At 36.9% G+C, this 25,703-nt stretch carries 23 protein-coding genes and 1 pseudogene; 14 read left to right on the top strand and 10 right to left on the bottom strand.

Annotated elements, in window-relative coordinates; genetic code table 11:
• Positions 1-4 precede the first annotated feature (4 nt).
• The 4 genes from BZK16_RS01265 to BZK16_RS01250 form a co-directional block, all read right to left on the bottom strand.
• A complete protein-coding gene (locus BZK16_RS01265; RefSeq protein ID WP_077927087.1) occupies positions 5-763 on the bottom strand; it encodes an undecaprenyl-diphosphate phosphatase in 759 nt (252 codons plus the stop codon).
• Positions 735-938 carry an undecaprenyl-diphosphate phosphatase gene (locus tag BZK16_RS01260; RefSeq protein WP_077927086.1) on the bottom strand — a complete coding sequence of 68 codons (204 nt, stop codon included), beginning with the start codon at positions 936-938 and terminating at the stop codon, positions 735-737. The genes BZK16_RS01265 and BZK16_RS01260 overlap by 29 nt, the downstream gene beginning before the upstream one ends.
• A gap of 121 nt (positions 939-1,059) precedes the next feature.
• Positions 1,060-1,674 carry a glycerol-3-phosphate 1-O-acyltransferase PlsY gene (gene plsY, locus BZK16_RS01255; RefSeq protein WP_077927085.1) on the bottom strand — a complete coding sequence of 205 codons (615 nt, stop codon included), beginning with the start codon at positions 1,672-1,674 and terminating at the stop codon, positions 1,060-1,062.
• Between the two features lie 25 nt (positions 1,675-1,699).
• On the bottom strand, positions 1,700-3,640 hold the full coding sequence (locus BZK16_RS01250) for an ATP-dependent DNA helicase (RefSeq protein WP_077927084.1): 1,941 nt from the start codon (positions 3,638-3,640) through the stop codon (positions 1,700-1,702).
• Between the two features lie 130 nt (positions 3,641-3,770).
• On the opposite strand from BZK16_RS01250, the gene mazG reads away from it, so the two are divergent.
• Positions 3,771-4,532: a nucleoside triphosphate pyrophosphohydrolase gene (gene mazG, locus BZK16_RS01245; protein ID WP_233145142.1), complete on the top strand. Its 762-nt coding sequence runs from the start codon at positions 3,771-3,773 to the stop codon at positions 4,530-4,532.
• A gap of 2 nt (positions 4,533-4,534) precedes the next feature.
• Positions 4,535-5,890: an exodeoxyribonuclease VII large subunit gene (gene xseA, locus BZK16_RS01240; protein WP_233145141.1), complete on the top strand. Its 1,356-nt coding sequence runs from the start codon at positions 4,535-4,537 to the stop codon at positions 5,888-5,890.
• A 75-nt stretch (positions 5,891-5,965) separates the two neighbouring features.
• Here xseA and BZK16_RS01235 read toward each other — a convergent pair whose 3' ends face one another.
• Entirely contained in the window at positions 5,966-6,346 is a 381-nt protein-coding gene (locus BZK16_RS01235) for a YgiW/YdeI family stress tolerance OB fold protein (RefSeq protein WP_077927083.1), read from the bottom strand.
• A 129-nt stretch (positions 6,347-6,475) separates the two neighbouring features.
• Positions 6,476-6,856, bottom strand: a complete 381-nt coding sequence (locus BZK16_RS01230; RefSeq protein WP_077927082.1) for a YgiW/YdeI family stress tolerance OB fold protein — start codon at positions 6,854-6,856, stop codon at positions 6,476-6,478.
• 143 nt (positions 6,857-6,999) lie between these two features.
• Between BZK16_RS01230 and BZK16_RS01225 the strand changes: the two are divergent.
• Positions 7,000-7,386: pseudogene (locus tag BZK16_RS01225) on the top strand (pyrimidine dimer DNA glycosylase/endonuclease V).
• A gap of 50 nt (positions 7,387-7,436) precedes the next feature.
• Here BZK16_RS01225 and BZK16_RS01220 read toward each other — a convergent pair.
• The 4 genes from BZK16_RS01220 to uvrD form a co-directional block, all read right to left on the bottom strand.
• Positions 7,437-8,354, bottom strand: a complete 918-nt coding sequence (locus BZK16_RS01220; protein WP_077927081.1) for a DUF808 domain-containing protein — start codon at positions 8,352-8,354, stop codon at positions 7,437-7,439.
• A 98-nt stretch (positions 8,355-8,452) separates the two neighbouring features.
• The gene (locus BZK16_RS01215; RefSeq protein WP_077927080.1) at positions 8,453-9,643 is read right to left on the bottom strand and encodes an MFS transporter; all 1,191 of its coding nucleotides are present in this window, start codon (positions 9,641-9,643) and stop codon (positions 8,453-8,455) included.
• A 108-nt stretch (positions 9,644-9,751) separates the two neighbouring features.
• Positions 9,752-10,186, bottom strand: a complete 435-nt coding sequence (locus tag BZK16_RS01210; RefSeq protein ID WP_077927079.1) for a DUF1090 family protein — start codon at positions 10,184-10,186, stop codon at positions 9,752-9,754.
• 185 nt (positions 10,187-10,371) lie between these two features.
• Entirely contained in the window at positions 10,372-12,555 is a 2,184-nt protein-coding gene (gene uvrD, locus BZK16_RS01205) for a DNA helicase II (RefSeq protein WP_077927078.1), read from the bottom strand.
• 241 nt (positions 12,556-12,796) lie between these two features.
• On the opposite strand from uvrD, the gene ndk reads away from it, so the two are divergent.
• From ndk to BZK16_RS01150, 11 genes are all read left to right on the top strand, one after another.
• Positions 12,797-13,237 carry a nucleoside-diphosphate kinase gene (gene ndk, locus BZK16_RS01200; RefSeq protein WP_077927077.1) on the top strand — a complete coding sequence of 147 codons (441 nt, stop codon included), beginning with the start codon at positions 12,797-12,799 and terminating at the stop codon, positions 13,235-13,237.
• Between the two features lie 25 nt (positions 13,238-13,262).
• Entirely contained in the window at positions 13,263-14,366 is a 1,104-nt protein-coding gene (rlmN, locus tag BZK16_RS01195) for a 23S rRNA (adenine(2503)-C(2))-methyltransferase RlmN (RefSeq protein ID WP_077927076.1), read from the top strand.
• 48 nt (positions 14,367-14,414) lie between these two features.
• On the top strand, positions 14,415-15,146 hold the full coding sequence (locus BZK16_RS01190) for a tetratricopeptide repeat protein (protein ID WP_077927075.1): 732 nt from the start codon (positions 14,415-14,417) through the stop codon (positions 15,144-15,146).
• A gap of 21 nt (positions 15,147-15,167) precedes the next feature.
• Positions 15,168-16,166 (top strand): RodZ domain-containing protein, encoded by a 999-nt coding sequence (locus BZK16_RS01185; protein ID WP_077927074.1) that lies wholly within the window; start codon positions 15,168-15,170, stop codon positions 16,164-16,166.
• A 3-nt stretch (positions 16,167-16,169) separates the two neighbouring features.
• Positions 16,170-17,444, top strand: a complete 1,275-nt coding sequence (gene hisS, locus BZK16_RS01180) for a histidine--tRNA ligase (protein WP_077927073.1) — start codon at positions 16,170-16,172, stop codon at positions 17,442-17,444.
• Between the two features lie 11 nt (positions 17,445-17,455).
• Positions 17,456-18,076 (top strand): YfgM family protein, encoded by a 621-nt coding sequence (locus BZK16_RS01175; RefSeq protein WP_077927072.1) that lies wholly within the window; start codon positions 17,456-17,458, stop codon positions 18,074-18,076.
• A 37-nt stretch (positions 18,077-18,113) separates the two neighbouring features.
• Positions 18,114-19,259, top strand: coding sequence for an outer membrane protein assembly factor BamB (gene bamB, locus BZK16_RS01170; RefSeq protein WP_077927071.1), 1,146 nt, complete (start codon positions 18,114-18,116; stop codon positions 19,257-19,259).
• Positions 19,260-19,262: 3 nt separating this feature from the next.
• Entirely contained in the window at positions 19,263-20,732 is a 1,470-nt protein-coding gene (der, locus tag BZK16_RS01165; RefSeq protein WP_077927070.1) for a ribosome biogenesis GTPase Der, read from the top strand.
• Between the two features lie 67 nt (positions 20,733-20,799).
• Positions 20,800-22,590, top strand: a complete 1,791-nt coding sequence (gene glmS / locus BZK16_RS01160; RefSeq protein WP_077927069.1) for a glutamine--fructose-6-phosphate transaminase (isomerizing) — start codon at positions 20,800-20,802, stop codon at positions 22,588-22,590.
• A 177-nt stretch (positions 22,591-22,767) separates the two neighbouring features.
• Complete coding sequence (locus BZK16_RS01155; protein WP_077927068.1) at positions 22,768-23,568, top strand: TnsA endonuclease N-terminal domain-containing protein; 801 nt, start codon at positions 22,768-22,770, stop codon at positions 23,566-23,568.
• The gene (locus BZK16_RS01150) at positions 23,555-25,702 is read left to right on the top strand and encodes a Mu transposase C-terminal domain-containing protein (protein WP_077927067.1); all 2,148 of its coding nucleotides are present in this window, start codon (positions 23,555-23,557) and stop codon (positions 25,700-25,702) included. Before BZK16_RS01155 ends, BZK16_RS01150 begins: the two co-directional genes overlap by 14 nt.
• Position 25,703 lies beyond the last annotated feature (1 nt).

The raw sequence follows: 25,703 nt of genomic DNA, 5'->3' as shown, positions 1-25,703 counted from the left end.
TGTTTTAGAACATCACTAAAATTAAAATGCCAAATAGAATTCTATAAATACCAAATGCTACGAATGTGAATTTCTCTAAGAATTTTAAAAATAGTTTAATCACGCCTAAAGCCACCAAGAAAGAAACCACGAACCCCACAGCTAAGTTGAGTAAATTGCCTTCTTGAAAGATTTCATTGTGATGCTTATATAGGTCATAAGCTGTGGTTGCACACATGACAGGCACGGCTAACAAGAATGAAAACTCCGCACTCGCTTTACGATTCAAGCCAACCAACATTGCACCCACAATGCTTGCACCAGCTCTTGATGTCCCTGGGATTAATGCGAAAACTTGAGCAATCCCAATGTATAAAGCTTGCTTGAAGCTAACATCTTCAACATCTGTGATATGTGTTTTTTGTTCACTATAGAATTTTTCCACAATCAAGAAAACAATCCCGCCAATGATGAACATCCAAGCCACAATATCAATGCTGAACATAGCTTTAACTTGTTTGGAGAAGATGAAACCAATGATGGCAATAGGTAAAAATGCTAAGGCAATTTTTAACCATAATTTTGTATGTTTGAATGTGAATTTTGATGGGTAAACAAAGACTAAAGCAAGAATTGCTGCAAACTGAATGATGATTTCAAATGCTTTATTGACATTATTTTGCTCAACACCTAAAAACTGGCTTAATACAATTAAATGCCCAGTGGATGATACTGGAATAAATTCAGTGATTCCTTCAATAATGCCNTTTTGATGGGTAAACAAAGACTAAAGCAAGAATTGCTGCAAACTGAATGATGATTTCAAATGCTTTATTGACATTATTTTGCTCAACACCTAAAAACTGGCTTAATACAATTAAATGCCCAGTGGATGATACTGGAATAAATTCAGTGATTCCTTCAATAATGCCTAAATAGATTGCATCTAAAATCGTCATGCTTCTGCCTTTGTTATGAAGTTATAGTGAAATCGCTCTAGTTGTATTCAAATAATTTAAACTTTTATTCTTCTCATCTGTGGTGAGAAGGTTTCAGATATAGTTTAAACTGGATATATGACTATTTTTTGAAAGTCATCTTTTTTTCTTCACCTTTCAAAATGCGCTGAATATTCTCTTTATGACGGATGATCAATAAAATATCCATAATCACAATAGCGATGACAACTGAAATCGAAGCATCAAATAGCCAGAGAAAGATAGGTGCAACAACCGCAGCTGTTAATGCGGATAATGAAGATATTCTAGTAGGCAAGAAAATAGCTAACCAAACACCAAATGCGCATAATGCAACCCAAAGATTTAAGCCGATGATGCAGCCCAAAGCAGTTGCAACGCCTTTGCCACCTTTGAATTGGAAAAATACAGGAAACAAGTGCCCTAAAAATGCAGCTAAAGCGGTTAATGCGATTAATAAAGGCTCTGTTGGAAATACAAATTTAACAATCATAACGGGAATTAATCCCTTTAATAAGTCACCTATTAAAGTAAAGATCGCAGCTTTTTTGCCACCAATACGTAGAACATTTGTTGCGCCAGGGTTATTAGAACCTGTTGTTCTTGGATCAGGCAATCCCATTATTTTACATGTGATGATGGCAGCAGAGAGCGAACCAATTAAATAAGCTAAAACTACAACGATTGGGTAGATAAATATTTGTAACGTCGATGACATAAAAAGTCCTTCAATAAAATTTGGCTTATTCTAAGCGTTTTTTCTCAACATATTCAAAAAACTTCTGAACGCGTTCTAATTTTTGTGTTTTCGCCATTTCAGGTAAGCTACTTAAAAATTGTTTGCCATAAGCTTTAGTCACTAATCTTGGATCAGCAATCACTAATAAACCGTAATCGTTAGGATCACGAATCAATCGGCCAATGCCTTGTTTTAAAGTAATGATAGATTTGGGTAATTGATAGTTGATGAAAGCATTCAATCCTTTTTTGTTAATTAGATCAATTTTGGCTTGTTCAATGGGGTCACCAGGTGATGCAAATGGCAGTTTTTCAATGATCACACAAGATAATGCTTCACCACGAACATCTACACCTTCCCAAAAGCTTGTTGTGCCCAATAAAACACCATTACCAGCTTCTCTGAATTGATCAATTAATGTGATTTTAGGTGCATCACCTTGGATGAACAAAGGATAGCTTAGTGATTTTTTAAGAATCTCCGCAGCTTCATTCAAGGCGCGATAACTTGTGAATAGAATGAATGTTCGACCTTTGGCTTCTGTAATCACAGGTAACATCGCACGAATAAATTTCTGGATATATGTTGGGTGATTAGGTTCAGGTAATTCAGGTGGATGATAAAAGAGCGCATTGCTTTTATAGTTGAATGGGCTTTTTAAGCACAAAGTATTCTCATCAGATAAACCCAATGGTGCGCAGAAATAAGCAAATTTATCATTTACAGCAAGTGTTGCAGATGTGAAAACCCAGCCTGCTTTTAAGCCTTTGCTATTTTTTTGGAAAATCTCAGAAATATCTAAAGGCGTTGCACAAATCATTAAATGGTGAACATAGGTTTCTAGCCAAACCACTGTATTATCATCAGGATTTTCCTGTGATGTGACTGTGATTTTTGTCCATGATTCTTGTAGTTCTTGTAATCTCTCAACGATTTGCGCCAATGTTTTAGAACGAATGATTAAAGGTTTCGTTAACACAACCAATTCTAATAATTGATCTGCAATGTGCGCCAGTTGATCGGCAACTTTTGGATCTTGATAGAATTCAGATAATGCATAACGTTTATTGCCTTCAGGTAATAATTTACGCAGTTCAATCATACCTTCAATGATACTGGATGCTACAGAATCATGGCTTGAGAAATCTTTAGCTTCTAAGGCTAAAAGGCGATTGAAATCCTCTAGCCAATCAGAGAACATTTTTGTGCCAATCTGTTCGCTGAAGAATAAACCCGCGGTTTCGGCTAATTGATGCGCTTCATCAATGATTATGCTATCAGCTTCTGGCAATAATTCGCCAAAGCCTTCTTGTTTTAAAGATAAATCCGCACAGAATAAATGATGGTTAATGACAATAATATCTGCATCCATCGCTTTTTTACGCGCTTTGAAAATGAAACATTCTTCATAATCAGGACATTCTGTGTGTAAGCAGTTTTCTGTGGTGGATGTGACGTGACTGGCCAATGTGGAATCTTGGAAGTTTTCTAGCTTGGTAATATCACCCGTTTCATCTTGACCAGCGTATCGCTCGATTTTGTAGAAGTCATCCACTTGTTTTTTATTTTCAAATCGACCGCGTTGGCGCAATGTTTTGATGCGATATAAACAAAGATAATTACTTCGACCTTTCAGTAAAGCAGTTGTGACAGGTTTATATTTGAAGATTTTCTTGAGTAACGGCAAGTCTTTATCATACAGCTGATCTTGAAGATGCTTTGTCCCTGTTGAAACAATGACTTTCTTTCCTGATAACAATGCAGGAATTAAGTAAGCAAATGTTTTACCCGTTCCTGTACCTGCTTCAATGATGACAGTTTCATGATCTTCAATGGCACGTTGAACAGCCTCGGCCATATCAATTTGCGCATCGCGAGGAGAATAGTGAGGCAAGGCTTGGCAGAGTTCGCCACCTTCTGAAAATATGCTGTGAATATCTGTCATTATTTTAGAGTTTTGGAATAACCATCTTTGCGAAAATGATTCATTATACGAGCTTTATCAGGAATTTCGAGGTCAATATTTATAAGGATATCGTATAATGATTTTTTGCCATTGCACCATAAGATTATCCATGATGAATGAATTTTTGAAAACCGTTGCTACTTTGAGATCGCCAGAAGGTTGCCCATGGGATCGTAAACAAACGCATGAAAGTTTGATTCCTTTTTTAAATGAAGAGAGCGCAGAAGTTGTTGAAGCAATCGTTCAAAAAGATAGCGATGGATTGCGAGATGAATTGGGCGATTTATTGTTGCAAATTGTGCTTCATTCACAAATTGCGAGAGAAGAAGGGCGATTTGATTTCAATGATGTCGTGAAAAGCGTGAATGATAAAATGTTGCGCCGTCATCCTCATGTATTTGAAGGTGTTGTTTATGCCGATGAGGCAGAGCAAAAAGCAGCATGGCATGCAATCAAAGCAGAAGAGAAAAAAGCTAAAGGTGAGGCACCAAGCTATTTGGATGGTGTTAAAGCTTCCTTGTCAGGTTTAACGGTTGCCAATAATTTACAAGCAAAAGCTGCCAAAGTCGGTTTTGATTGGGGTGAACCTGAACCAATTTTAGATAAAATTGAAGAGGAATTAGAAGAAGTTAAAACGGAATTAGCCAATCAGCATAAGGAAAAATTACAAAAAGAGATTGGTGATTTATTGTTTGCTGTGGTGAATTTAGCAAGGCATTGCGAGATTGACCCTGAAACTGCCATCACAGAAACCAATGTGAAATTCAAAAAACGTTTTCAATATATTGAAAAGCATCTCGATAAACCCATGTTGGATGCAACATTGGAAGAAATGGATCATTTGTGGGAAATGGCGAAGAAGGAAGATTAATTGTGTTTCAAGAAATGAAATATATCACTGTTAGCGAGCTCAATCATCAAATCAAGTTTCAATTGGAAGATTCATTCTTTCATTGTTTAGTGGAAGGTGAAATTTCCAATGTGATCCGCGCTCAATCAGGGCATATTTACTTTAATTTGAAAGATGCAAATTCCATGATTAAATGTGTTGCTTGGCGCAGCAATTCTATGAGTTTTAATGATTTCATAGAAAATGGTGCAAAGGTAGAAATTCAAGGAAAACTGTCTTTGTATGTTCCAAGGGGCGATTATCAAATTGTTGTGAATCGCTTAGCGCCATTGGGGCGCGGAAATTTGTATTTAGCTTTTGAGCAATTGAGAGAAAAATTACAAAAAGAAGGACTATTTAATCCTGAGCATAAAAAACTGATTCCTCAGTATCCTAAGAAAATCGGAATTGTGACATCGCCCAATGCTGCGGCGCTTCAGGATGTATTAAAAGTATTGAAAGATCATCGCCCTGACATTCCTTATGAGGTTTATCCGACTTTAGTGCAAGGTGATGAAGCTGCACCACAAATTGTAAAAGCCATTGAAAGAGCTAATCATGAAGCCAGTTGTGATGTACTTTTAGTGGTTCGTGGTGGTGGAAGCATTGAAGATTTATGGTGCTTCAATGATGAACGAGTTGTAAGAGCAATTTTTGCATCAGCCATTCCTGTGATTACGGGTGTTGGACATGAAGTGGATACAACATTGTCTGATTTTGTTGCTGATTTACGTGCACCAACGCCAACAGCAGCTGCCAAGTTATCAAGTATTTCTCAGCAAGAGATTATGCAAACATTGGATCGCTATGAATATCAATTCACGCAGTTGATGCAAAATATGATTGCATTGCAAGAGAAATCGCTGAAAGAACGAATAATGAAATTATCGTATCTTCATCCAATGCAAAAGATCAAAGAGAAGCAAGTAAGTTTAGATGCTAAATCTGAAAGATTACAATTATTGATGCAGAGTATTCGTCAAAATTATGTTTTAAAATTTGAGAGTTTAGAAAAACGTTTGCAGGTTGGTTTATTGCAACGTCAACAGATTCAATTAACAGAGCAATTGGCTCGCTCAACAATTTTATTGAATAAAACAATGCAAGGGCAATATCAGCAATTAGAGAAAGGCTTGCAACAGAAAGCATTGTTATTAGATAGTTTAAGTCCATTGAAAGTTTTAGCGCGTGGTTATTCTGTGACGCAGAAGAATGAAAAGGGCGATTTAAAAGCGATTCAATCAGTCGAGCAATTGAATATTGGCGATGAACTTGTCACAAAATTATCAGGTGGAATGGTTCATTCCACGGTGACAGCAGTTCAAAAATCTGAAAAATAGATAGAAAAAATCCGTGCTCACTTTCGGGGAGGGATGAGCACGGACTAAAAAGTTATCGAGAGAGAGTTTATTGCGTTATTGCACTTTTGTGATGTAATCCACATCAATTTCTACAGAGTTCCAATCTTTGTCCACTTCGCCAACGATTTCAACTAAGTCATCAGCATCTACAGACAAACCACGCCATTTTTCTTTATCAATTTCAATCGTGATATCGCCTGTACCATCGCTGAAAATGTACTTATCTTTGTGAGAATGTTTAACGATTTTACCGCGCATTTTTACATAAGCATCATCACGCAATGTCATTGCTTCTTTCACAGTTGTGATGGATTGGCTCAAAGAAGGACCTTTATATCCACCAGGAATGTTTTGATCATCCTGCGGACCTAAATATTGTGCTGAGGCAGTTGAGATACTCAAAATCATAAAAGTTGCAATCGCAAGCTTTTTCATGTGTGGCTCCTAGTTTCAATTCAGTAATAATTTGTGAGACTAAATATAACACTCTTGTTTTAGAATGGATAATGGCTTTTCTAAGTTTTACGGCTCATTTACAATCTTTGACATCTAAAATTTGATCAATTATTGAACTTTAGCGATATAATCCACGTCCATTTCAATCGTGTTCCAATCTTTATCAATTTCACCACCAATTTCAACAATGTCATCAGCATTGATATTCAGCCCATTCCATTCATCACGGTCGATTTCAACAGTTACTTCACCTGTGCCATCGCTGAAAATGTATTTATCTTTGTGAGAATGTTTTACAATTTTGCCACGCATTTTAATGTGAACATCATCGCGTAATGTTTTTGCTTCACGTACTGTGGTGATGGATTGGCTCAATGTTGGACCATTGTACCTGCCATTTGTATTAGCATCTCCTTGTGGGCCTGTGTATTGCGCTGATGCTAATGATAATGTTGCTGCCATTAAAGTGATGAAGGCTAATTTTTTCATGTTCGCTCCTAAGCGATATATGTGTTTGAGAAAGTGTGAGAAATATATCATTATCTTTTTTTAGCGAATATTAACTTTTCTGACTTTTACTTGTTGTTGACAATGTTTGACAGAATTATATTTAACTTTGACAGTTGGCGATTATGACTAGGATTAATGTTGTTGCAGTAACAGAATTATGTGATCAGCATTTGCTTGCTGAACATCGTGAATTAACGCGAATCCCCAATGATATTGTGAAAAGAGAAGGGCAAGTACCATTGAGTTCAGTGAAAGCTTATTTATTGGGTGCTGGGCATGTCACATTCTTTCGAAATAAGCTCAAGTTTTTGAAACAGCGATATGATGCATTGCATCAAGAGTGTTTAGATCGTGGATTCAATGTGGTTTATAAATGACCCGAGAGCGTCAGTGAATATACTGAGTTATGGCAGGATTATGTTGTAACAGAAGCAGATATTTTGCTGAATCAAAAAAGGATTCAAGAGCGAATGCCCGAGAATCCTAGATTCACACAATTTATAACTTAATCATACCCCAATAGGAGCATGATTAAGTTTTGAATGTATTATGGTAATAATCAGTGTGCTTTATTGAATAATTTTACGTAGATTGCATGACCAGCTAATACGATATAGCCAACAATGAAACCTAAAATGAAGCTATAAATAATGCCCACAAAATGCTTAAAGAAATATTCATTGAGCATTGTGATCCAGTTATTTTGTAATGCGATTAATTGTGGTACTTCACCAATGATGATGCCACCGCCCACTAAGAACATTGCAACTGTACCGATGAATCCTAAAATTTTCATCAAATAAGGTGCTGCATTGATGAGCATTAAACCTGTTTTGGCTTTCAAGCTTGCTGCTTTTGCATTCTTCATCATCCAGTAACCTAAATCATCCATTTTGATGATACCAGCAACTAATCCATAAACACCCATAGTGATTAAAATAGCGATGCTCAACAATGTCATAATTTGAATGGTTAATGAGTAATTAGCCACAGTGTGCAATGTAATCACAATAATTTCAGCTGATAAGATAAAGTCTGTACGAATTGCGCCTTTGATTTTATCTTTTTCCATTTTTTGGATCATTTCATCAGTGATTACTTCACCTGTTTCATTCAGTAAAACTTTCTGTTTATCACTATTTTTATGAAATAAAGTGTGATGAATCTTTTCAGCACCCTCAAAGCATAAATAAGCGCCACCAATGATCAATAACACAACCATTAACCAAGGTGCAAAGGCATTGATTAACAATGCTGCGGGAATGATCAAAAGTTTATTGATGAACGAACCTTTAGCCACAGACCAAACCACAGGGATTTCTCGGCTTGCTTGCACGCCAACTACTTGTTGGGCATTTACAGCGAGATCATCTGTCAATACGCCAGCTGTTTTCTTTGTGGCGAGTTTTGTCATGGATGCAACATCATCCAGCACAGCAGTAATGTCATCTAATAATGCTAATAAACTTGGGCTCATATAATTTCCACAGTATAAAAATTAGGCGATTATAAAGAGCATTCTTAAATATTTATAGTTAATTTTTGCAATTGAACCAATAAATTCAGCCAAATCTGTTATTGATCATCCATGAGTTTTAAAGCAATGGCGTATGAAATGGGTAATGCAGAAGCAATGCCAACAACGGCATACCAGCCGAAAACGTGCCAAATGGGGGCAAATAATGTACTACCAATTGCTACACCAATGTAATAAGCCACAAAGTATAAACTTGATGCCGTGCCTTTATAGCTTTCAGCATGCAGGTTAATTAACGCTGCAGCTAGTGAATGTGCAGCAAACATTGCGAAGCTTAATAAGGCAAGCCCAATTGTAATGAGTAACAGATTATTAAAAATGGTTAATAAAGTGCCTAATCCGAGTAGTATCAACATACTGATCAATACAAAGCTTAATTTGAATCGATTGGTTAATAAGCTAACAATTGGGGCGCTTGGAATGCCTAACATGAGTGCAAGGAAAAATGAGCTGATCGCGCCAGTGGATAGGAAAAATGGTGCACCGCTTAAGTGAAATGGCAAATATGTCCAAATGCCAGTATAGGCCAATTGAATGATTAATCCGATAAGAAAATATCGTCTCAATACAGGATTTTTTAGATGAAAACCAATCCCTGAAAATGTTGAGAGAATAGAGCCTTTATTCGGTGAAAAATTATTAGATTTTGGCAGTAGAAAGAGCATGATGGTTGCTGTGATTAATCCTAATGCACCAAAGATATAAAGTGCAGTGTGCCAAGAGTAATAGTGAGTAATCACACCAGACATTACGCGACCCAAGGATCCGCCAACGGCATTGGCTGCAATATAAAATGCAATGGCAAACTTTTGATCTTGTTTATCAATTTCTTCGTTTAAATATGCGAGAGCTGATGCAGGCAATGCTCCAGTAACCATGCCTTGAAAAAATCGTAAGACTAAAATGAAAGGTAGGGAATTTGTACTGGCAATGAGTACAAGTAATAAAGAAGAGAGAAAGAGAGACAAAAGAATGAAGTTTTTACGACCGAGCCGATCGCTTAATGAACCAAAAATGTTTAATCCAATGATCATCCCAATAATTGAAAAAGAAAAAGTTAGGCTGATGTAAGTGCTGGAAACATTAAATTCTTTTGCTAAAACAGGCAGGATCGGCTGAAAAGAATAGAGATTGGCAAAAATAAAAACTGAGGTTGCACCCAGTAAAATTACAATTTTCCAAAATGCAGTTTCTTTTATTGTATAACCGATGGGCTGTGGTGCGATCATGGCGAATGTCAATGAGTAATAATTGGATTAACATTGAGCATAGGCTAGTTTAATGTTTTAAACAAGAAGCCAAAGTGATTTATCTTCCTTCTTGTTTAGAATAGATATTTACTGATCTAACAAGCTTTTGAGTTCTTGTTGATAATCTTCAAGTTTTTGTTGGCGTTCTTGGACTTTTTCAGTTTTTTCACGAATTTTCTTAGGCTTTCCTGAAATTTTTGCTTTTTCTAATTCAGCTTCCGCTTCCGCAATTTTGGATTGTTGTTTAGCGATCTTTTCAGTGAGATTTTGTCGATAAACTTCATCATTTAATTTGAGATCTTGATCTTCAATATAATTTTTTTTGCCACAATATTCGCGGACATTTAAAATAGCGCGTTTGAGATTTTCGGCACGTTGAACATTGCCATGTTGCTCTGCATATCTGAGTTGAATTTGTAGATTATTCTCTTTCTTTTTACAGCCATAATCCGATTGCGCAAAGCTGATATTTGATAAGCTAAATAGTGTACTGAATAACACAACGATGAAACGTTTTTTCAAAACATATTCCTTTTTAAATTTGAATCATCCTTGAATTATAATATAACTATAGTGGTTTTTAATTAATCTTTACAATTGTTTAATAATATTATGTCTAAATAATTTCGAATTTCTGCTTTCTCGCCATAGGCGAGAAAGTTTATAAGTAAATACTTAACAAATTTTGAAAGATGATGAGTATAGAATTAAATAATTGTCAGTTTTGCATAAGCTAAAACTAATGTTTTAGAGCCTGCTTGTTTGAAATTAACGGTCACACGAGCATGATCACCGACACCTTCAAAATTTGTAATCACACCTTCATTGAATACAGGATGAGAAACCAATTGACCCAATGCAAAACCATTCATAGATTGATCTTGAGTTGATGCGCCATAACTATTACCACGAGCTGTCATTGGTTTAGAGATCGAAACTTTCTGACCTTGAGCTTTGATTAAGTGCAATGGAATATCTCTGATGAAGCAAGAAGGTGAAAGATAAACTGTTTTACCATGAATCATGCGAGAAGCTGCTGTGGTCAATGTCAGTAACTGTTTGGCGCGTGTAATGCCAACATAAGCCAATCTGCGTTCTTCTTCTAAGCGTGCTGGATCATTGATGGAGCTTTCACTAGGGAATAAGCCATCATCCATGCCAACTAAATAGACATGATCAAACTCCAAGCCTTTGGAGCTATGCAATGTCATCAATTGGATTTTATCATCATTATCAGTGTCTGCATTGACAGCTGAATCTAATGTGATTTGCCCTAAAAACTCTGATAAATAACCATGTGAAGTTAAAGGTGGGGAGTCAGGTTCATTGTTGTAGTCTTCGACAAATTGACGGCTTGCTGAAATGAATTCGTTTAGGTTCTCAATGCGATCTTCACCGCGCCCCATTGGTTCTTTTTTGTAATGTGCTTCTAATTCCACTTTTGTGATCACATCTTGGATGAATTGATCCAAAGTCACATCATCCAATGTATCATGTAATTCAGTAATTAATAATCTAAAGCCCATCAAAGCATTTTGTGCGCGTTTGGCTAAGCTTTGGCTTTCTAAGATATTATCCATTGCATCCCATAGTGAAACTTCGGCTTGCATGGCTTCTAAACGAATTTTCTCAATAGTTGCAGCGCCAACGCCTTTTGCAGGTGTTGTGATGGCGCGCTCAAAAGAAATATCATCATTATTGTTGACAATCAAACGCAAATAGCTCGTGATGTCTTTAATTTCAGCACGATCGAAGAATCGTAAACCACCGTAAATTCGATAAGGAATATTGGCACGTAATAGAACTTCTTCAAAAATACGAGATTGTGCGTTTGAGCGATATAAAATTGCTTGTTTTTTGCGGGCAACACCATTGTCAGTAGCCTCTTTGATTTTCCCTACAACGAATTGTGCCTCTTCATAAGCATCCATTGCGCTGTATTGTGTGATTTGTGAATCATCGCTATTGTCTGTCCAAAGTTTTTTCGGTAAACGTTCATTGTTTTTTTCAATCACACTATTGGCAGCATCCAAAATTGTAGAAGTGGAGCGGTAATTTTGTTCTAAACGAACAGTTGTACTGTTTGGAAAATCTTGATCAAAATTTAGAATGTTTTCAACACGTGCACCGCGCCAGCCATAAATCGATTGATCGTCATCGCCCACAACAAAAATTTGTTGATGTTTGCCGCTTAGCATTCTTAGCCAAGCATATTGAATGCTATTGGTATCTTGGAATTCGTCCACTAAAACGAATTGGAAGCGTTCCTGGTAATGTTTTAAAAGAGCATCATTGTCACGAAGCATTTCTAGAGTGCGTAAAAGAATTTCAGAGAAATCTACTAAGCTTGATTGGTCACAAATGGCTTGATATTGAGCATATAGTTCAATCATTGTGTTATGGGCTTGATTGGGGCGTCTTTCAATGTGGCTTGCTCTTCTGCCTTCATCTTTATTGTTGCCAATGAATCCTTGCAATGCTTTTGGGTTCACAATTTTTTCATCAATACCACGTTCACGGAGTAATCTTTTGCATAAACGCAATTGATCATCACTGTCCATGATTTGGAAGTTTTGATCCAATTTTGCTTCTACGTGATGTAAACGTAATAGGCGATGGCATAATGAATGGAATGTACCTAGCCATAAATTACGTAAGGGGCGCTTGAGGGAAGATTCCAAGCGAGTACGCATTTCCAATGCTGCTTTATTGGTGAATGTTACAGCTAAAATGCCATGTGGTGTTGTTTGTTCTGTTTCCAACAACCATGCAATGCGCGCAACCAATACGCGAGTTTTACCAGAACCCGCACCAGCAAGTACACGAACAGGACCTAAAGGAGCGGTAACAGCATCATATTGCGCTGCATTTAATGTGGATAGCATAGACATTCTCAAAGCAGTTGGATAATAAAACGATCTACCATCATATCATGAGCCTGATATAAAATAAAAAATCGTCCAATTGCAGTGGTGAATAGGGAAAAACTTAATCTATAGAAAATATAGTCATAAAAAATTTACAGGATTATTAAGAGATAATGCTTTTTTATGTTAGAATTCCACGGTTTTTATCATGAAAACATAAATCAATTTATTTGTTTAGCTATCGTGAAGCTTTAAGGAGTATTTAATGGCTATTGAACGTACTTTCTCTATCATCAAACCAGACGCAGTTGCAAAAAATGTAATCGGCGAAATCTATACACGTTTTGAAAAAGCAGGTTTCAAAATCGTTGCTGCTAAAATGGTTCATTTAACTCAAGCAGAAGCTGAAGGTTTCTACGCTGTACATAAAGAGCGTCCTTTCTTTAATGATTTAGTACAGTTCATGGTTTCTGGTCCAGTAATGATGCAAGTATTGGAAGGCGAAAACGCAATCGCTAAGCACCGTGAAATCATGGGTGCAACAAACCCTAAAGAAGCAGCACCAGGTACAATCCGTGCTGATTTCGCAGATAGCATCGATGCAAACGCTGTTCATGGTTCAGATGCTGCAGAAACAGCCGCTGTAGAAATCGAATATTTCTTCGGCGCAAATGCAGTTGCACCAGTAAAAGTTTGTAACCGTTAATTTTAAGTAAAAAGTGAATCAAGTCGTGAGTAATGTAGTGGAAAAGAATTTGTATGGTTTAACTTATCAAGCAATGCTCGAACTCTGTGAAGAGATTGGCGAAAAGCCTTATCGTGCCATGCAGATTATGAAATGGGTCTATCATAAAGGCGCTGAGTCTATTGATGATATGACTGATATTTCAAAACAAACACGTGAAAAATTAAAGTCACGACTTGTTTTTGATTTACCTAAAGTTTTGTTGGATCAGCCATCGAGTGATGGTACTCATAAATGGCTGATTCAATTAGAGTCAGGCAATGCGATCGAAATGGTATTCATTCCAGAAGATGATCGTGGAACCTTGTGTGTTTCGTCACAAGTGGGTTGTGCATTAGAATGTACTTTCTGCTCAACTGCACGCCAAGGTTTTAACCGAAATTTAAGCACAGCAGAAATCGTAGGGCAGGTGATGCTTGCTAAAAAGCTGTTGGGCGAATATGAGAATGACACTCAGCAAAGTCAAAATCGTCGTGTGACGAATGTGGTGCTCATGGGAATGGGTGAGCCATTGTTGAATTTTACAAATGTGACGCAAGCCATTGATGTGATGCTGAATGATTATGGTTTTGGCTTATCTAAGCGCCGTGTAACATTGAGTACATCAGGTGTTGTGCCTGCACTTTATCGTTTGAAAGAAGTTTCAGATGTATCATTGGCAATTTCATTACATGCACCTTACGATACATTGCGTGATGAGATTGTGCCAATCAATAAGAAATATCCATTAGCGCAATTATTAGAAGCATGTAAAAACTACATCACTGATTCATCAGCATATCGCAAAATTACTTGGGAATATGTTATGTTAAAGGATGTGAATGATAAAGAAGAAGATGCTTTTGCATTAGCGAAACTAATTAAAGACATTCCTGGTAAAGTGAATTTGATTCCATTTAATCCATTTCCGAATTCAGGCTATGAATGTTCATCCATGAATCGTATCAATCGCTTCAAAGAAATCTTGCAAAGACAAGGCGTTGTCACGACGATTCGTAAGACAAGAGGTGAAGATATCGATGCGGCATGTGGTCAGTTAGCTGGGCGCGTGAAAGATCGAACTAAGCGCACAAAAACAGAAAATTCTTGATACAATCACAAAGCATCGGATTAATTAAAGATATAGAAGAGGTAGATTATGCGGTATTTAGCAGTGTTATTGCTTTCATCTACGTTGTTAGCATGTACAACAACTCAAGGTACAAGTACTTCCATAAAGTCATCAGGTATGACAATTGAAAGTTTACCAGAAACAGATAAATTAACTTATCAAATGGGTGTTGGTTATATTGGTAGCGGTGAATACCAAGTAGCAAATGAAAAACTGATGTCTTTAGTGAAAAAATACCCTGATTTTTCTGAGCTCTATGTAATGTTAGGTGTGTCTCAAGAACGCCAAGGAAAAAAAAGTGACGCTATTGCATTCTACTCTAAAGCGATTGCAATAAACCCAATGGATCGAATGGCAGTAAAACATTATGCGATGATCCAATGTGGCCCATATGATGCTTCCGCAACAGAGACTATGGCTAGAATTGCAGACAATGCGCCATCGGAATTGAAAGCTGGTATGTATAGCGCTGCAGCTGCTTGCTATTTAGTCCATAAAAATCCTGTAAAAGGTAATGAGTATGCAGATCGTGCCATTGCAGCTAATCCAAATTATGCAGATACCTATTACTTTAAGGCAATTGCATTGAATGAGTTGAACCGTCAGAATGAAGTTTTTCCTGCTTTAGATCGTTATCATGATGCATATGGTTATGAGCCTAATAGTGTTTATCTAGGTTTGGAAGCTGCAAAAAAGGCACGCGATCAAGCTGAAATTAGCAAGTATGAGAATGTTATTGCTATGAATCAAGGCCAATAATTCTAATAACAAAGAGACAATATGATTAAAGATGAATTAGCTCAACAATTGAAAGATGCAAGAGAAAATCGTCAAGCTTCATTGCAGGATGCCTCTAGAGTTTTATCAATACGAGCTCAAGTATTACAAGATTTAGAAGATGGTCGCTATGAGCGACTAGGTTCGCTTTTGTATATTAGAAACTATGTGAAGAAATATGCAGATTATTTAAAAATTGATCGTGTGGAAATTGATGCGTTACTCATACAATTAGAAGATCCTTTTAAAGAAGAAAAAACGGAAAGCCTGATTCGTGCTCAGTTGAACGAAGATAAACGTATGGTTCATCGTTCATTTTTTAAATGGTATTCTGTGATTTTAGTCGCATTATTGGGTGCTGGCATTGCAATTTACTTTATTTATGGCGATAAAGTGACTGATATTTTTAATATTAAGCCAACACCAGAGAAGATTATTCGTGATACTGCAAGTGCACTTTCAGATGAGGAGCAAGCATTGATTGAAGAAGAAATACAGCAGCCTATACAGTTAGCATCAACTACTCAATCAATTTCTACGCCATCTATCATGATGAATGATAGTAATGTTAATTCAGTGATTGCTAATGTTGCGCCTAATATGGATGAAAAATCTGCCTTATCAGCGTTTGAAGTTGAACAAATCATTCGCGATGGTTCTTTAACATTGGCTTCTGTCAATTCTGATCAATCTGCTGATGTGACAATGCAAGAAAAAGTTCAGTTACCTGTGGGTATTTCTTCATTATCACTGACCTTAAATAATGCGGAATGCTGGGTGCAAATCCGTGATAAAAATAAAAAAGTATTAATGAACGAAGTTTTGCCTGCTAATGCAACATATCATTTGGAAGGTGAAGCACCTTTTTCATTGCACATTGGTAATGCGCAAAGTATTGATAAATTAATGTTCAATGGTGATGTGGTGGATGAAAAAGTTTATCGCCCGACTGCTAGAACAACTGTTTCAAAAATTAAATTAGAGCCTAAGGAAGAGAATTAAGTCATGAGTCAAAAGATTCAATCTGTGAAAGGAATGCACGATGCTTTACCTACCCAAACTGCTAAATGGCAATATATTGAAGGTACATTCCGTCAATTATTTGCACAGTATGGTTATCGTGAAATTCGCACCCCGATCGTAGAAGAAACGAGATTATTTACACGTTCTTTGGGTGAAGTGACAGATATTGTTGAAAAAGAGATGTATGTTTTTTCTGACAGTGATGAAAAAACAAGTTTGGCATTGCGCCCTGAATTAACAGCAGGTATTGTTCGCTCAGGGATTCAGCATGGATTGTTCTACAATCAAGTGCAAAAAGTATGGCAAATTGGCTCAGTTTTCCGTTATGACAAACCACAACACGGTCGTTATCGCCAATTTAACCAAGCTGATATTGAAGTGTTTGGCATCGAATCACCAGATGTGGATGCAGAAATTTTAGCAATGATCAGTCGTTTGTGGGAAAAATTAGGTGTTTCTGAGTACGTAACTTTAGAACTCAACTCAATGGGTACAGAAGAGTGTCGTAAACGTTATCGTGACGTGATTGTAAAATATTTTGAAGATAATATTGAGTTGTTGGATGAAGATAGCTTGCGACGTTTGAAAACAAATCCTTTGCGTATTTTGGATTCTAAAAATCCTGCTATGCAAGATTTATTGAATAAAGCACCAACATTGTTGGATCATTTGACTGAAGAATCAGCAGAACACTTTAAGAAATTATGTGAATACTTAGATGCATTGGGCATTAAGTATGTCATCAATCATCGTATTGTTCGTGGTATGGATTACTATACTCGTACAGTATTTGAATGGACAACAGACAAATTAGGCGCGCAGGCAACAGTTTGTGGCGGTGGTCGTTATGATCGTATGGTTGAAGAGTTAGGTGGTCATAAAACTCCAGCGATTGGTTTTGGTTTAGGTATGGAGCGTTTGTATTTGCTGTGTGAAGAAGTACAACAAATCGAAGAAACTCAACAAACTGATTTAGTTGCTGTGTTATTAGGTAACGATGCTAAAAAAGCTGGTTTATCTCTGATGGAACAAATTCGTACAGCTTATCCTGATTACTTAGTATCAACAGTATTGGGCGAATCAGGCATGAAATCTCAAATGAAAAAAGCGGATCAAAGTGGTGCAAGATTTGCCATGATTTTGGGCGAAAATGAATTAGCTAACAATATTGCCATCATTAAAAATTTAAGAGAAATCGGTGAGCAACAAGAGATCGCATTATCTGAATTGGTTGATTGGTTAAAAAATATTAAATAAAAGGTAATAAGATGAGTTTAAACCAGTTTGAAACAGATGATCAACGTGCAGAAGCACTCGTTGATTGGTTAAAAGCAAATGGTGCTTGGATCTTTTTTGCGATCATTGTTGTGATTGGTAGCATCATTGGATGGGATTATTATAAAAGCCATAAAAGTGACCGTTTATCAACACAAGCAACGAACTATTATGTATTTGAGCAAGCTTTAGAATCAGGTAAATTAGATGATAAAGCGATTGCTGCTGTAATGAATGATGCTAAAGCTGAAGGTTTTAAAGATTTAGCGATGCTACAAAAAGCAGCATTTCAAGCAAATGATAATGATTTGAAAGGTGCAATTGCAGATTTGCAATCACAATTGGCTGCAACAAAAGATCCAGTGATGAAGGATTTATTCCGTTATCGTTTGGCTGTAGCTTTGTATGAAAATAGTGATTACACAGCATCTATGGCTGAATTGAATCAAATCACAACTAAAAGCTTTACAGGTTTAGTGAAATCATTACAGGGTGATGTCTATGTTAAAGAAGGCCGTATTGATAATGCAAAAACTGTTTATGCAGAAGCTTTCGATATCTTACAGTCACCAGTGATTCAAAGAAAAATTAACCAGTTATCAACCGGCGCTTAATGCTGAGCATTCCAAGATTCGAATTGAAGGATAGAGTATGAATAAATTAAAAATTTCAGCTGTATTGGTTGCAACTTTAGCAGTGACTGGTTGTTCAGGTTTCTTTGTAGGTAAAACAAATGCACCAACGCCAACACCAATTTCAGAAAACACAAATAAAAATTTAGTGAGAACTTCTTGGTCAGTTTCAGGCTTAGGTAATTCTGATGAAACAAGCTTGAGATTTAATGTAGCACACAGTGGTAATACACTTTATGTTGCCAATGCTAATGGCTCTGTATCTTCGGTGGATGCAACATCAGGTAAGAAAGGTTGGGCAACAAAAGTTGATGAACTTTATACTGGTACAGCAACCAATGGCAACTTAGTATTTGTGGGCACAAAAACTGGTGAGTTAGTTGCATTGTCTTCGGCGAATGGCTCAAAAGTTTGGAGTACCAAGCTTTATGGTGCACCAACAACAACGCCTGTCATTGCAGGATCTCGTGTCATTATCCGTACTATGGGTGGTGCAGTTGAAACATTTGATGCTCAAACAGGTGAAAAATCTTGGGCATATATGGTTCAAGTGCCAGAAGTTAGTTTGCGTGGCGGTGCCGCACCAGTTGTTGTGGGACAAAACTTATTAGTGCCAACAGATTTAGGTCTAATCGGCTATTTAAATGCTGAAACTGGTGCTGTGATTTGGGGACAAAAAGTTAGTAATCCTCGTGGTGGCACAGAAATGGCTCGTTTAGCAGATATTGATGCTGAACCAGTGATTGATAATAATGTTGCTTATGTGCCTGTTGCGCGTACAGGTGTAGCGGCAGTATCTCTACAGAATGCACGTAAACTTTGGGAAACCAAATCAGGCGTTTATTCTGGTCTAACAGTAGATGCATCTCGACTATATGTTGCTTATGATAATGGCAATATTGGTGCATTATCAAAACGTGATGGGAAAGTTGAATGGGAGAGCAATGCATTATTCGCTCGTCATTTAACGCGTCCTGTATTGATTAATGAACGCATTGTCGTGGGTGATAATGAAGGATATGTTCATGTTCTAGATAAGAACAGTGGACAATTACTTGGTTCAACTAAAGTAGGTAAATCAGGATTCATGCCTGATGTTTTGACTTTGGCTGGCAGTGCGGTTTTCCAGGATCACTCTGGAAATGTTTATCGTATTAGTATCTAATTTATGAAAGATTTACCGATTATCGCTTTGGTAGGGCGCCCAAATGTTGGGAAATCTACCTTATATAACGCATTAACTCGTACTCGTGATGCTTTGGTTGCCGATCAGCCAGGGCTGACACGCGATCGCCGTTATGGCATGGGTAAAGTTGGTGCAGAACAAACACCTTACATTATTTTGGACACAGGTGGTTTATCTGGTGATGATAGTAATCACATGGATAACCTAATCGCAGGACAAGTTTGGAAAGCTGTTGAAGATGCTGATTTGATCTACTTTATCGTAGATGGTCGCAATGATTTAACAGGTTATGATGAAGAAATCGCAGAGATGGTTCGTCGTACAAATAAGCCCGTGATCGTTGTTGTGAATAAAGCAGAAGGTAAAGAAGATGATATGGCGATTGCGCCATTCTATGCTTTAGGTATGGGCGATCCTATCGCTGTGTCTGCTGCTCACAATCGTGGTATTTTAGATTTAGTCATCTCGACATTTGCTCGTTTCCCTGAATTAGAATTCGAGGAAGAAGAGTTTGAAGATTATGATGAAGAATCTGAAGACGAAGAAGATGATATCGTTGTGGATGATGGTCCAATTCGTTTAGCAGTATTGGGACGTCCTAATGCTGGTAAATCAACGTTGATCAACCGTATCATTGGTGAAGAACGTGTATTGGCAAGTGATGTTGCGGGTACAACACGTGACTCTGTAGAGATTCCATTCTCTAAAGAAGATCGTGACTTTATCTTGATTGATACAGCAGGTATTCGTCGTCGTAGCCGTGTGGATGATAAGATCGAAAAATTCAGCGTGATTAAAAGTATCGAAGCGATGCAGAAATCTAACGTTGTTGTATTCGTATTTGATGCGCACGAAGGCTTATCAGACCAAGATGCAGGCTTATTGGGTAACGTATTAGATTCAGGTCGTGCGTTAGTATTGGCTGTGAATAAATGGGATCATTTGCCTGATCACGAAAGAGAGTGGATTAAAACTGAATTCACGCGTAAGTTTGCTTTCATTGACTTCACACAACCAATCTTCATTTCTGCCTTACATGGCACGAATGTGGATAAAGTGTTGAAAATGGCAATTCAAGCTTATGACAATGCAATGCGTAAATTCACAACGAATGAGTTGTCTAATATCTTAGAAGCTGCGGTTCATAGACATCATCCGCCTGTATCACAAGGTTTAGCGCCTAAATTACGTTATGCGCACCAAGGTGGTAAAAATCCACCGCGTATCGTGATTCATGGTTCTCGTGTGAGTCATGTGAAACCTGATTATATTCGTTATTTGATGAATACTTATCGTGAGCAATTGAAATTAGTTGGTACGCCAGTGCGTTTGGATTTCCGTTCAGGTGAAAACCCTTATGCAGTTGAAAAGCCAAAAACTAAAGTTCAGGCAGATAAGTTGATCTTAGCGAATGCTAAAGGTAAGCACTTAAAAATTCGTAAGAGTCGTTAATTAAAGTATGTAAATATCACTCCTGCGGGAGTGATATTCATTTCATAGCAAGTAAAAAGGAATGTAGATGTGTGGAATAGTTGGAGCAATTGCAGAGCGTAACGTTAGCCCTATTTTATTATCAGGATTGAAACGCTTAGAGTACAGAGGATACGATTCAGCAGGTATTGCTGTCATCAATGAACACGAACTATTTCGAGAACGAAGCCAGGGGAAAGTCGCTGCTTTAGAAACTAAAGTTATAGCTGCTGATTTAAAAGGCCCACTTGGTATCGCACATACACGTTGGGCAACACATGGTGTACCACATGAGCGTAATGCACATCCACATGTAAGTGGTACAATTGCTGTTGTTCACAATGGCATTATTGAAAATTATCAAGAATTGAAAGATGAATTGTCAGGTCGTTATACTTTTGCATCTGAAACAGATACAGAAGTGATCGCGCATTTAATTCATTCTATGCGCAATGATGTTGATACTTTATTTGCAACAGTGCAAAAAGCATTAACGCATTTAGAAGGTGCTTTCAGTATTGCTGTGATTGATTCAACATTACCTGATGAATTAGTGGCAGCTCGTAAAGGCACGCCATTAGTTATTGGTGTTGGTTTGGGTGAAAACTTCATTGCATCTGATCCATTTGCATTATTGCCAGTTACTAATCAGTTCATTTATTTAGAGGATTTTGACTGCATTCGCTTAACACGTGAAACGATTGAAATCTTGGATAAAGCAGGTAATACTGCTAAACGTCCATCTAAAAATCTTTATGCGACAGATGATGCTGCCGATAAAGGCTTATATAAGCATTACATGCAAAAAGAGATTTTTGAACAACCAAAAGCATTGAGTGAAACCTTGCAAGGTCGTTTGAAAGCTGATCTAGCAACTTTGATTGGTTGTGATGCTGAAGTTGCGGGTAAAATTGAAGCAGTACAGATCAATGCATGTGGTACAAGTTATCACGCAGGCTTAGTTGCAAAATATTGGTTTGAATCCATTGGTATTGCGTGCCATGTAGAAGTGGCAAGTGAATATCGTTACCGTGAAAGTGTGACACCCAAAAATACATTGTTCATCTCTATTTCACAGTCAGGTGAAACATTAGATACGATCGAAGCTTTGAAATTGGCGAAGCAAAAGCCATTTTTAGGCTACTTAGCAATCACAAATAGCCCAGATAGCGCGATTACGCGTGAATCTAATTGGACGATCTTAACTCATGCTGGTCGTGAAATTGGTGTGGCTTCAACAAAAGCATTCACAACACAATTGACTGTATTGTTAACATTGGCGGATGCTTTATCTAAACATAGCAATTCTGCAATGAGCGATGCATTAACATCTTTGCCATTTTATTCAGAAGCAATGCTTGCAATGGATGAAACGATTCAGAAGATGAGTGAAGAGTTTGCGGAATCTACAAGTGCTTTATTCGTTGCGCGTGGTGTTTTATATCCAATCGCGATGGAAGGTGCTTTGAAGTTAAAAGAGATCTCTTACATTCATGCAGAAAGCTATCCTGCGGGTGAATTGAAGCATGGTCCATTGGCTTTGGTGGATAAGAATATGCCAGTGATTGCAGTTGTGACTGAGAATGCAATTACGGACAAAATGATTGCAAACTTAGAAGAAATCAACGCACGTAATGGTCGTTTATATATCTTCAAAGAGCGTAGAGTTCAGCAGAAAATTGGCTTTGGACATGAAATTGAATTGCCTGATATGCCAGAAATGACAGCGCCGATTTTAGTATCAATCGCATTGCAGTTATTCTCATATCATGTTGCATGCGTGAAAGGCACAGATGTGGATCAGCCGAGAAATCTTGCAAAATCGGTTACAGTCGAATAATTCTTAAAGAATATTGAGTTTTTAATGTAAGCGAACAATAAAGTATCATACTGGACAATAAAGTTTGGAACTAGACAATAAAGTATCATACTGAACAATAAAGTTTGGAACTAAATTTGTTGTTCAGTTTAAAGGCACCTGTTATTCTGTTAGAAATGAGAATAATGGGTGTTTTTTATGGCTAGTGAAAAGCAACAAGAGAAATGGATTGAAGAAGGTAGAGGATCAGGTGAAGGTTCATTGTATAAACCGTGGATAACGGTGAGAGATATTCCTTCAAGTGGCCGTTCGCATCGAGTATATGGATATAAATCTAAACGAACTCATCATTTATTATCTGACTTAGAATTAGCCATATTTCTACTATTTGAGTGGAATGAAAGGACCTCGGATATTCGTGAGCAATTTCCTCTACGTTTAGAAGATACAAAAATAATAGCCAATGAAGCTCAAATTAAGCACCCATCTATGCAAGGTGTTGATCAGGTTATGAGTAGTGACTTTTATATTTTAACCTCCGATTATCCTCAACAACGATTTGCTATTCAGGCTAAGTATCATTCTGATCTAGATAAAACTCGTGTGATAGAAAAATTAGAGATAGAACGTCGTTATTGGCAGCAAAAAGATGTTCCGTGGAAGATTATTACCGAATTAGATATATCAAAGGTTGTTTTTCAAAATATTCAGTGGCTATATCCTCGAATAGAAGATGAGCAGTTAAAATTATTAGAAAAGATTGAATTCTACACATCGCAACTAGTGAAATACCAAGATTTATCGTTGATGGATTTTACAAAAAAAATAGATACAGCATATGATCTAGAGTTAGGAACATCTTTGGGAGAATTACGATCTTTGATTGCTCAGCGATTTTTTAAATTTGATCTGAGAACATCATATAAGAAACTCAATGTGCAAGATATACATTTAGGTACGGAAGCTTTATGGGAGGATATCTACAATGTTGCGGGTTAATGATGTTTATAGTTCAGGTGATATTAGTTATAGGATACTTAAAATTTATCCTTATCAATTAGTCGTTATTCAACTACACGATGATACGGTATTTCCTAAAGTTTTAAATCGTGATGAATTTGTGGCTCAGATCGAAGATTTTGAATTGTCATTGATCGCAGATCCTTATTTTGATGTTGAGTTTATTGAGCCAGAGAAAGGATCTGTCTATCAAATTAAACGAGATGAAAATTATGCTTTGATTGCTGACTTGGTGCAGCATACACATTTTTATGTTCCTAAGATTAGAGCTGTATTGATTAAAGATATTCAGCAAAAATTTGGTACGAGTAAACAGACTATATATAGATTACTTAGACGCTATTGGCAGGAAGGGCAAACACCTAATGCTTTGCTACCGAAATATTATAATTCTGGTGCTAAAGGGCAAAAAAGAGTTGCTAAAGATAATAAATTAGGGCGAAAAAGAGAGTTTTCTACAGGTGAAGGTGCAATTATTACTCATGAAATAGAAGAAATGTTTCATAAGGCAATTATTAAATTTATGCTAACAGAAAAAACTCACACTCAAAGATATGCTTATAGGAAATTTCAATCTCAATATCGATCACTGTATCCGAATGTAGAAGAAACTGAAATCCCAAGTTTCAGGCAGTTTCAGTATTTTTATAAAAGAGAATATGATCAAGCAACCCAAGTTAAAGCTCGTACAAGATCTATAGAATACAATAAAGATATTAAAGCATTACGATCAACGGTTAATACAAATGTATTAGGGCCAGGTGCACGTTACGAAATAGATGCGACTATTGCTGATATTTACTTGGTATCTAATACAGATCGATATATGATTATTGGTCGGCCAACCATTTACTTTGTTATAGATGTTTTTAGCCGAATGATCACAGGTTTTTATGTTGGATTGGAAAATGCTTCATATGTTACAAGTATGCGTGCTTTATACATGGCATTTACAGATAAAATAGAATTTTGTAATCAATTTGGTATATCTATTAATTCTGGGGATTGGCCAAGTGTTGGTTTGCCTGATGCAATTTTAGCTGATAGAGGTGAATTATTAGGGCATCAGATTGAAAATTTAGAAAAAAGCTTTGCCATACGTATTGAAAATACTCCGCCCTTTAGAGGGGATTTAAAGCCTGTTGTTGAAAGTCGTTTTAAATTGATTCAGGCACAGTTTAAGCCGTTTGCCGAAGGTATCGTGCTGAGTGTTAAAGAGAGAAAAAAAGGTGGAAAAGATTCAAGATTAGATGCAACTTTAAATTTGCAAGAATTTCAGAAAATTATTTTGCTTTCTGTGCTGCAATATAACAGAACGCACCATTTGACAACATATGATAGAGAGCCTGATATGCCTGTTAATTTGCCACTAGTTCCATTGGATTTATGGAACTGGGGAATACAAAATAGGACAGGAAAACTTAGGTCAGCACCAGATATATCTTTATATATCGCACTATTACCACGAAAAAAAGCAACTCTATCTGATAAAGGGATTAAGTTATTTAGATTGATTTATACCTGTGCTGAATTTTTTACTGCTAGTTGGCTGCATCGAAAAGGAAGTGTTAACAGACCTAAAGCATTAGAAGTAGCTTATGATCCTAGTGATGCGAATAAGATCTATGTCTTTTATGAGGGTAATAGTTTAAAGTTTTGGGAAGCAAAACTATCTGATCATTCTAGAGAATTCCAAGATCATAGTTTTTGGGAGGTTTGGCAGAAAACAAAAGAATTAAGTAAGACAGCCAAAGAGCAAGATCTAAGGAGCAATATTGCGAAGTCAGACTTAGAAGATGCTATAGAAGCTATTATTAAACAGGCATCTTTAGAAAAAACAAAAGATACCAGAACGATAAAGGAGAAAGTCAGCAATATTAAGGCTAATCGTGAGCACTCTCAGAAAAAAGAGAGACGAAAATATAGTAATAATCTCGCTCAACAGTTTTATGAAAAAGAGAAGCCCAGTATTTCTCCTGTTAAACACAATATTATTCCCATGCCTTCAGATAAGGCTCAATCACATGATGAAACATTGGATGATTTGAAACTAAAATATCCTCATTATGATGAGCTCTCATTGTATGACGATAATGATGATAGTGAGGAGTAGG

The organism is Wohlfahrtiimonas populi (assembly GCF_002006795.1).
Lineage (GTDB): Bacteria > Pseudomonadota > Gammaproteobacteria > Cardiobacteriales > Wohlfahrtiimonadaceae > Wohlfahrtiimonas > Wohlfahrtiimonas populi.
Note: the sequence above shows the minus strand (reverse complement) of the source record. Positions and strands in the feature narration are given on the sequence as shown.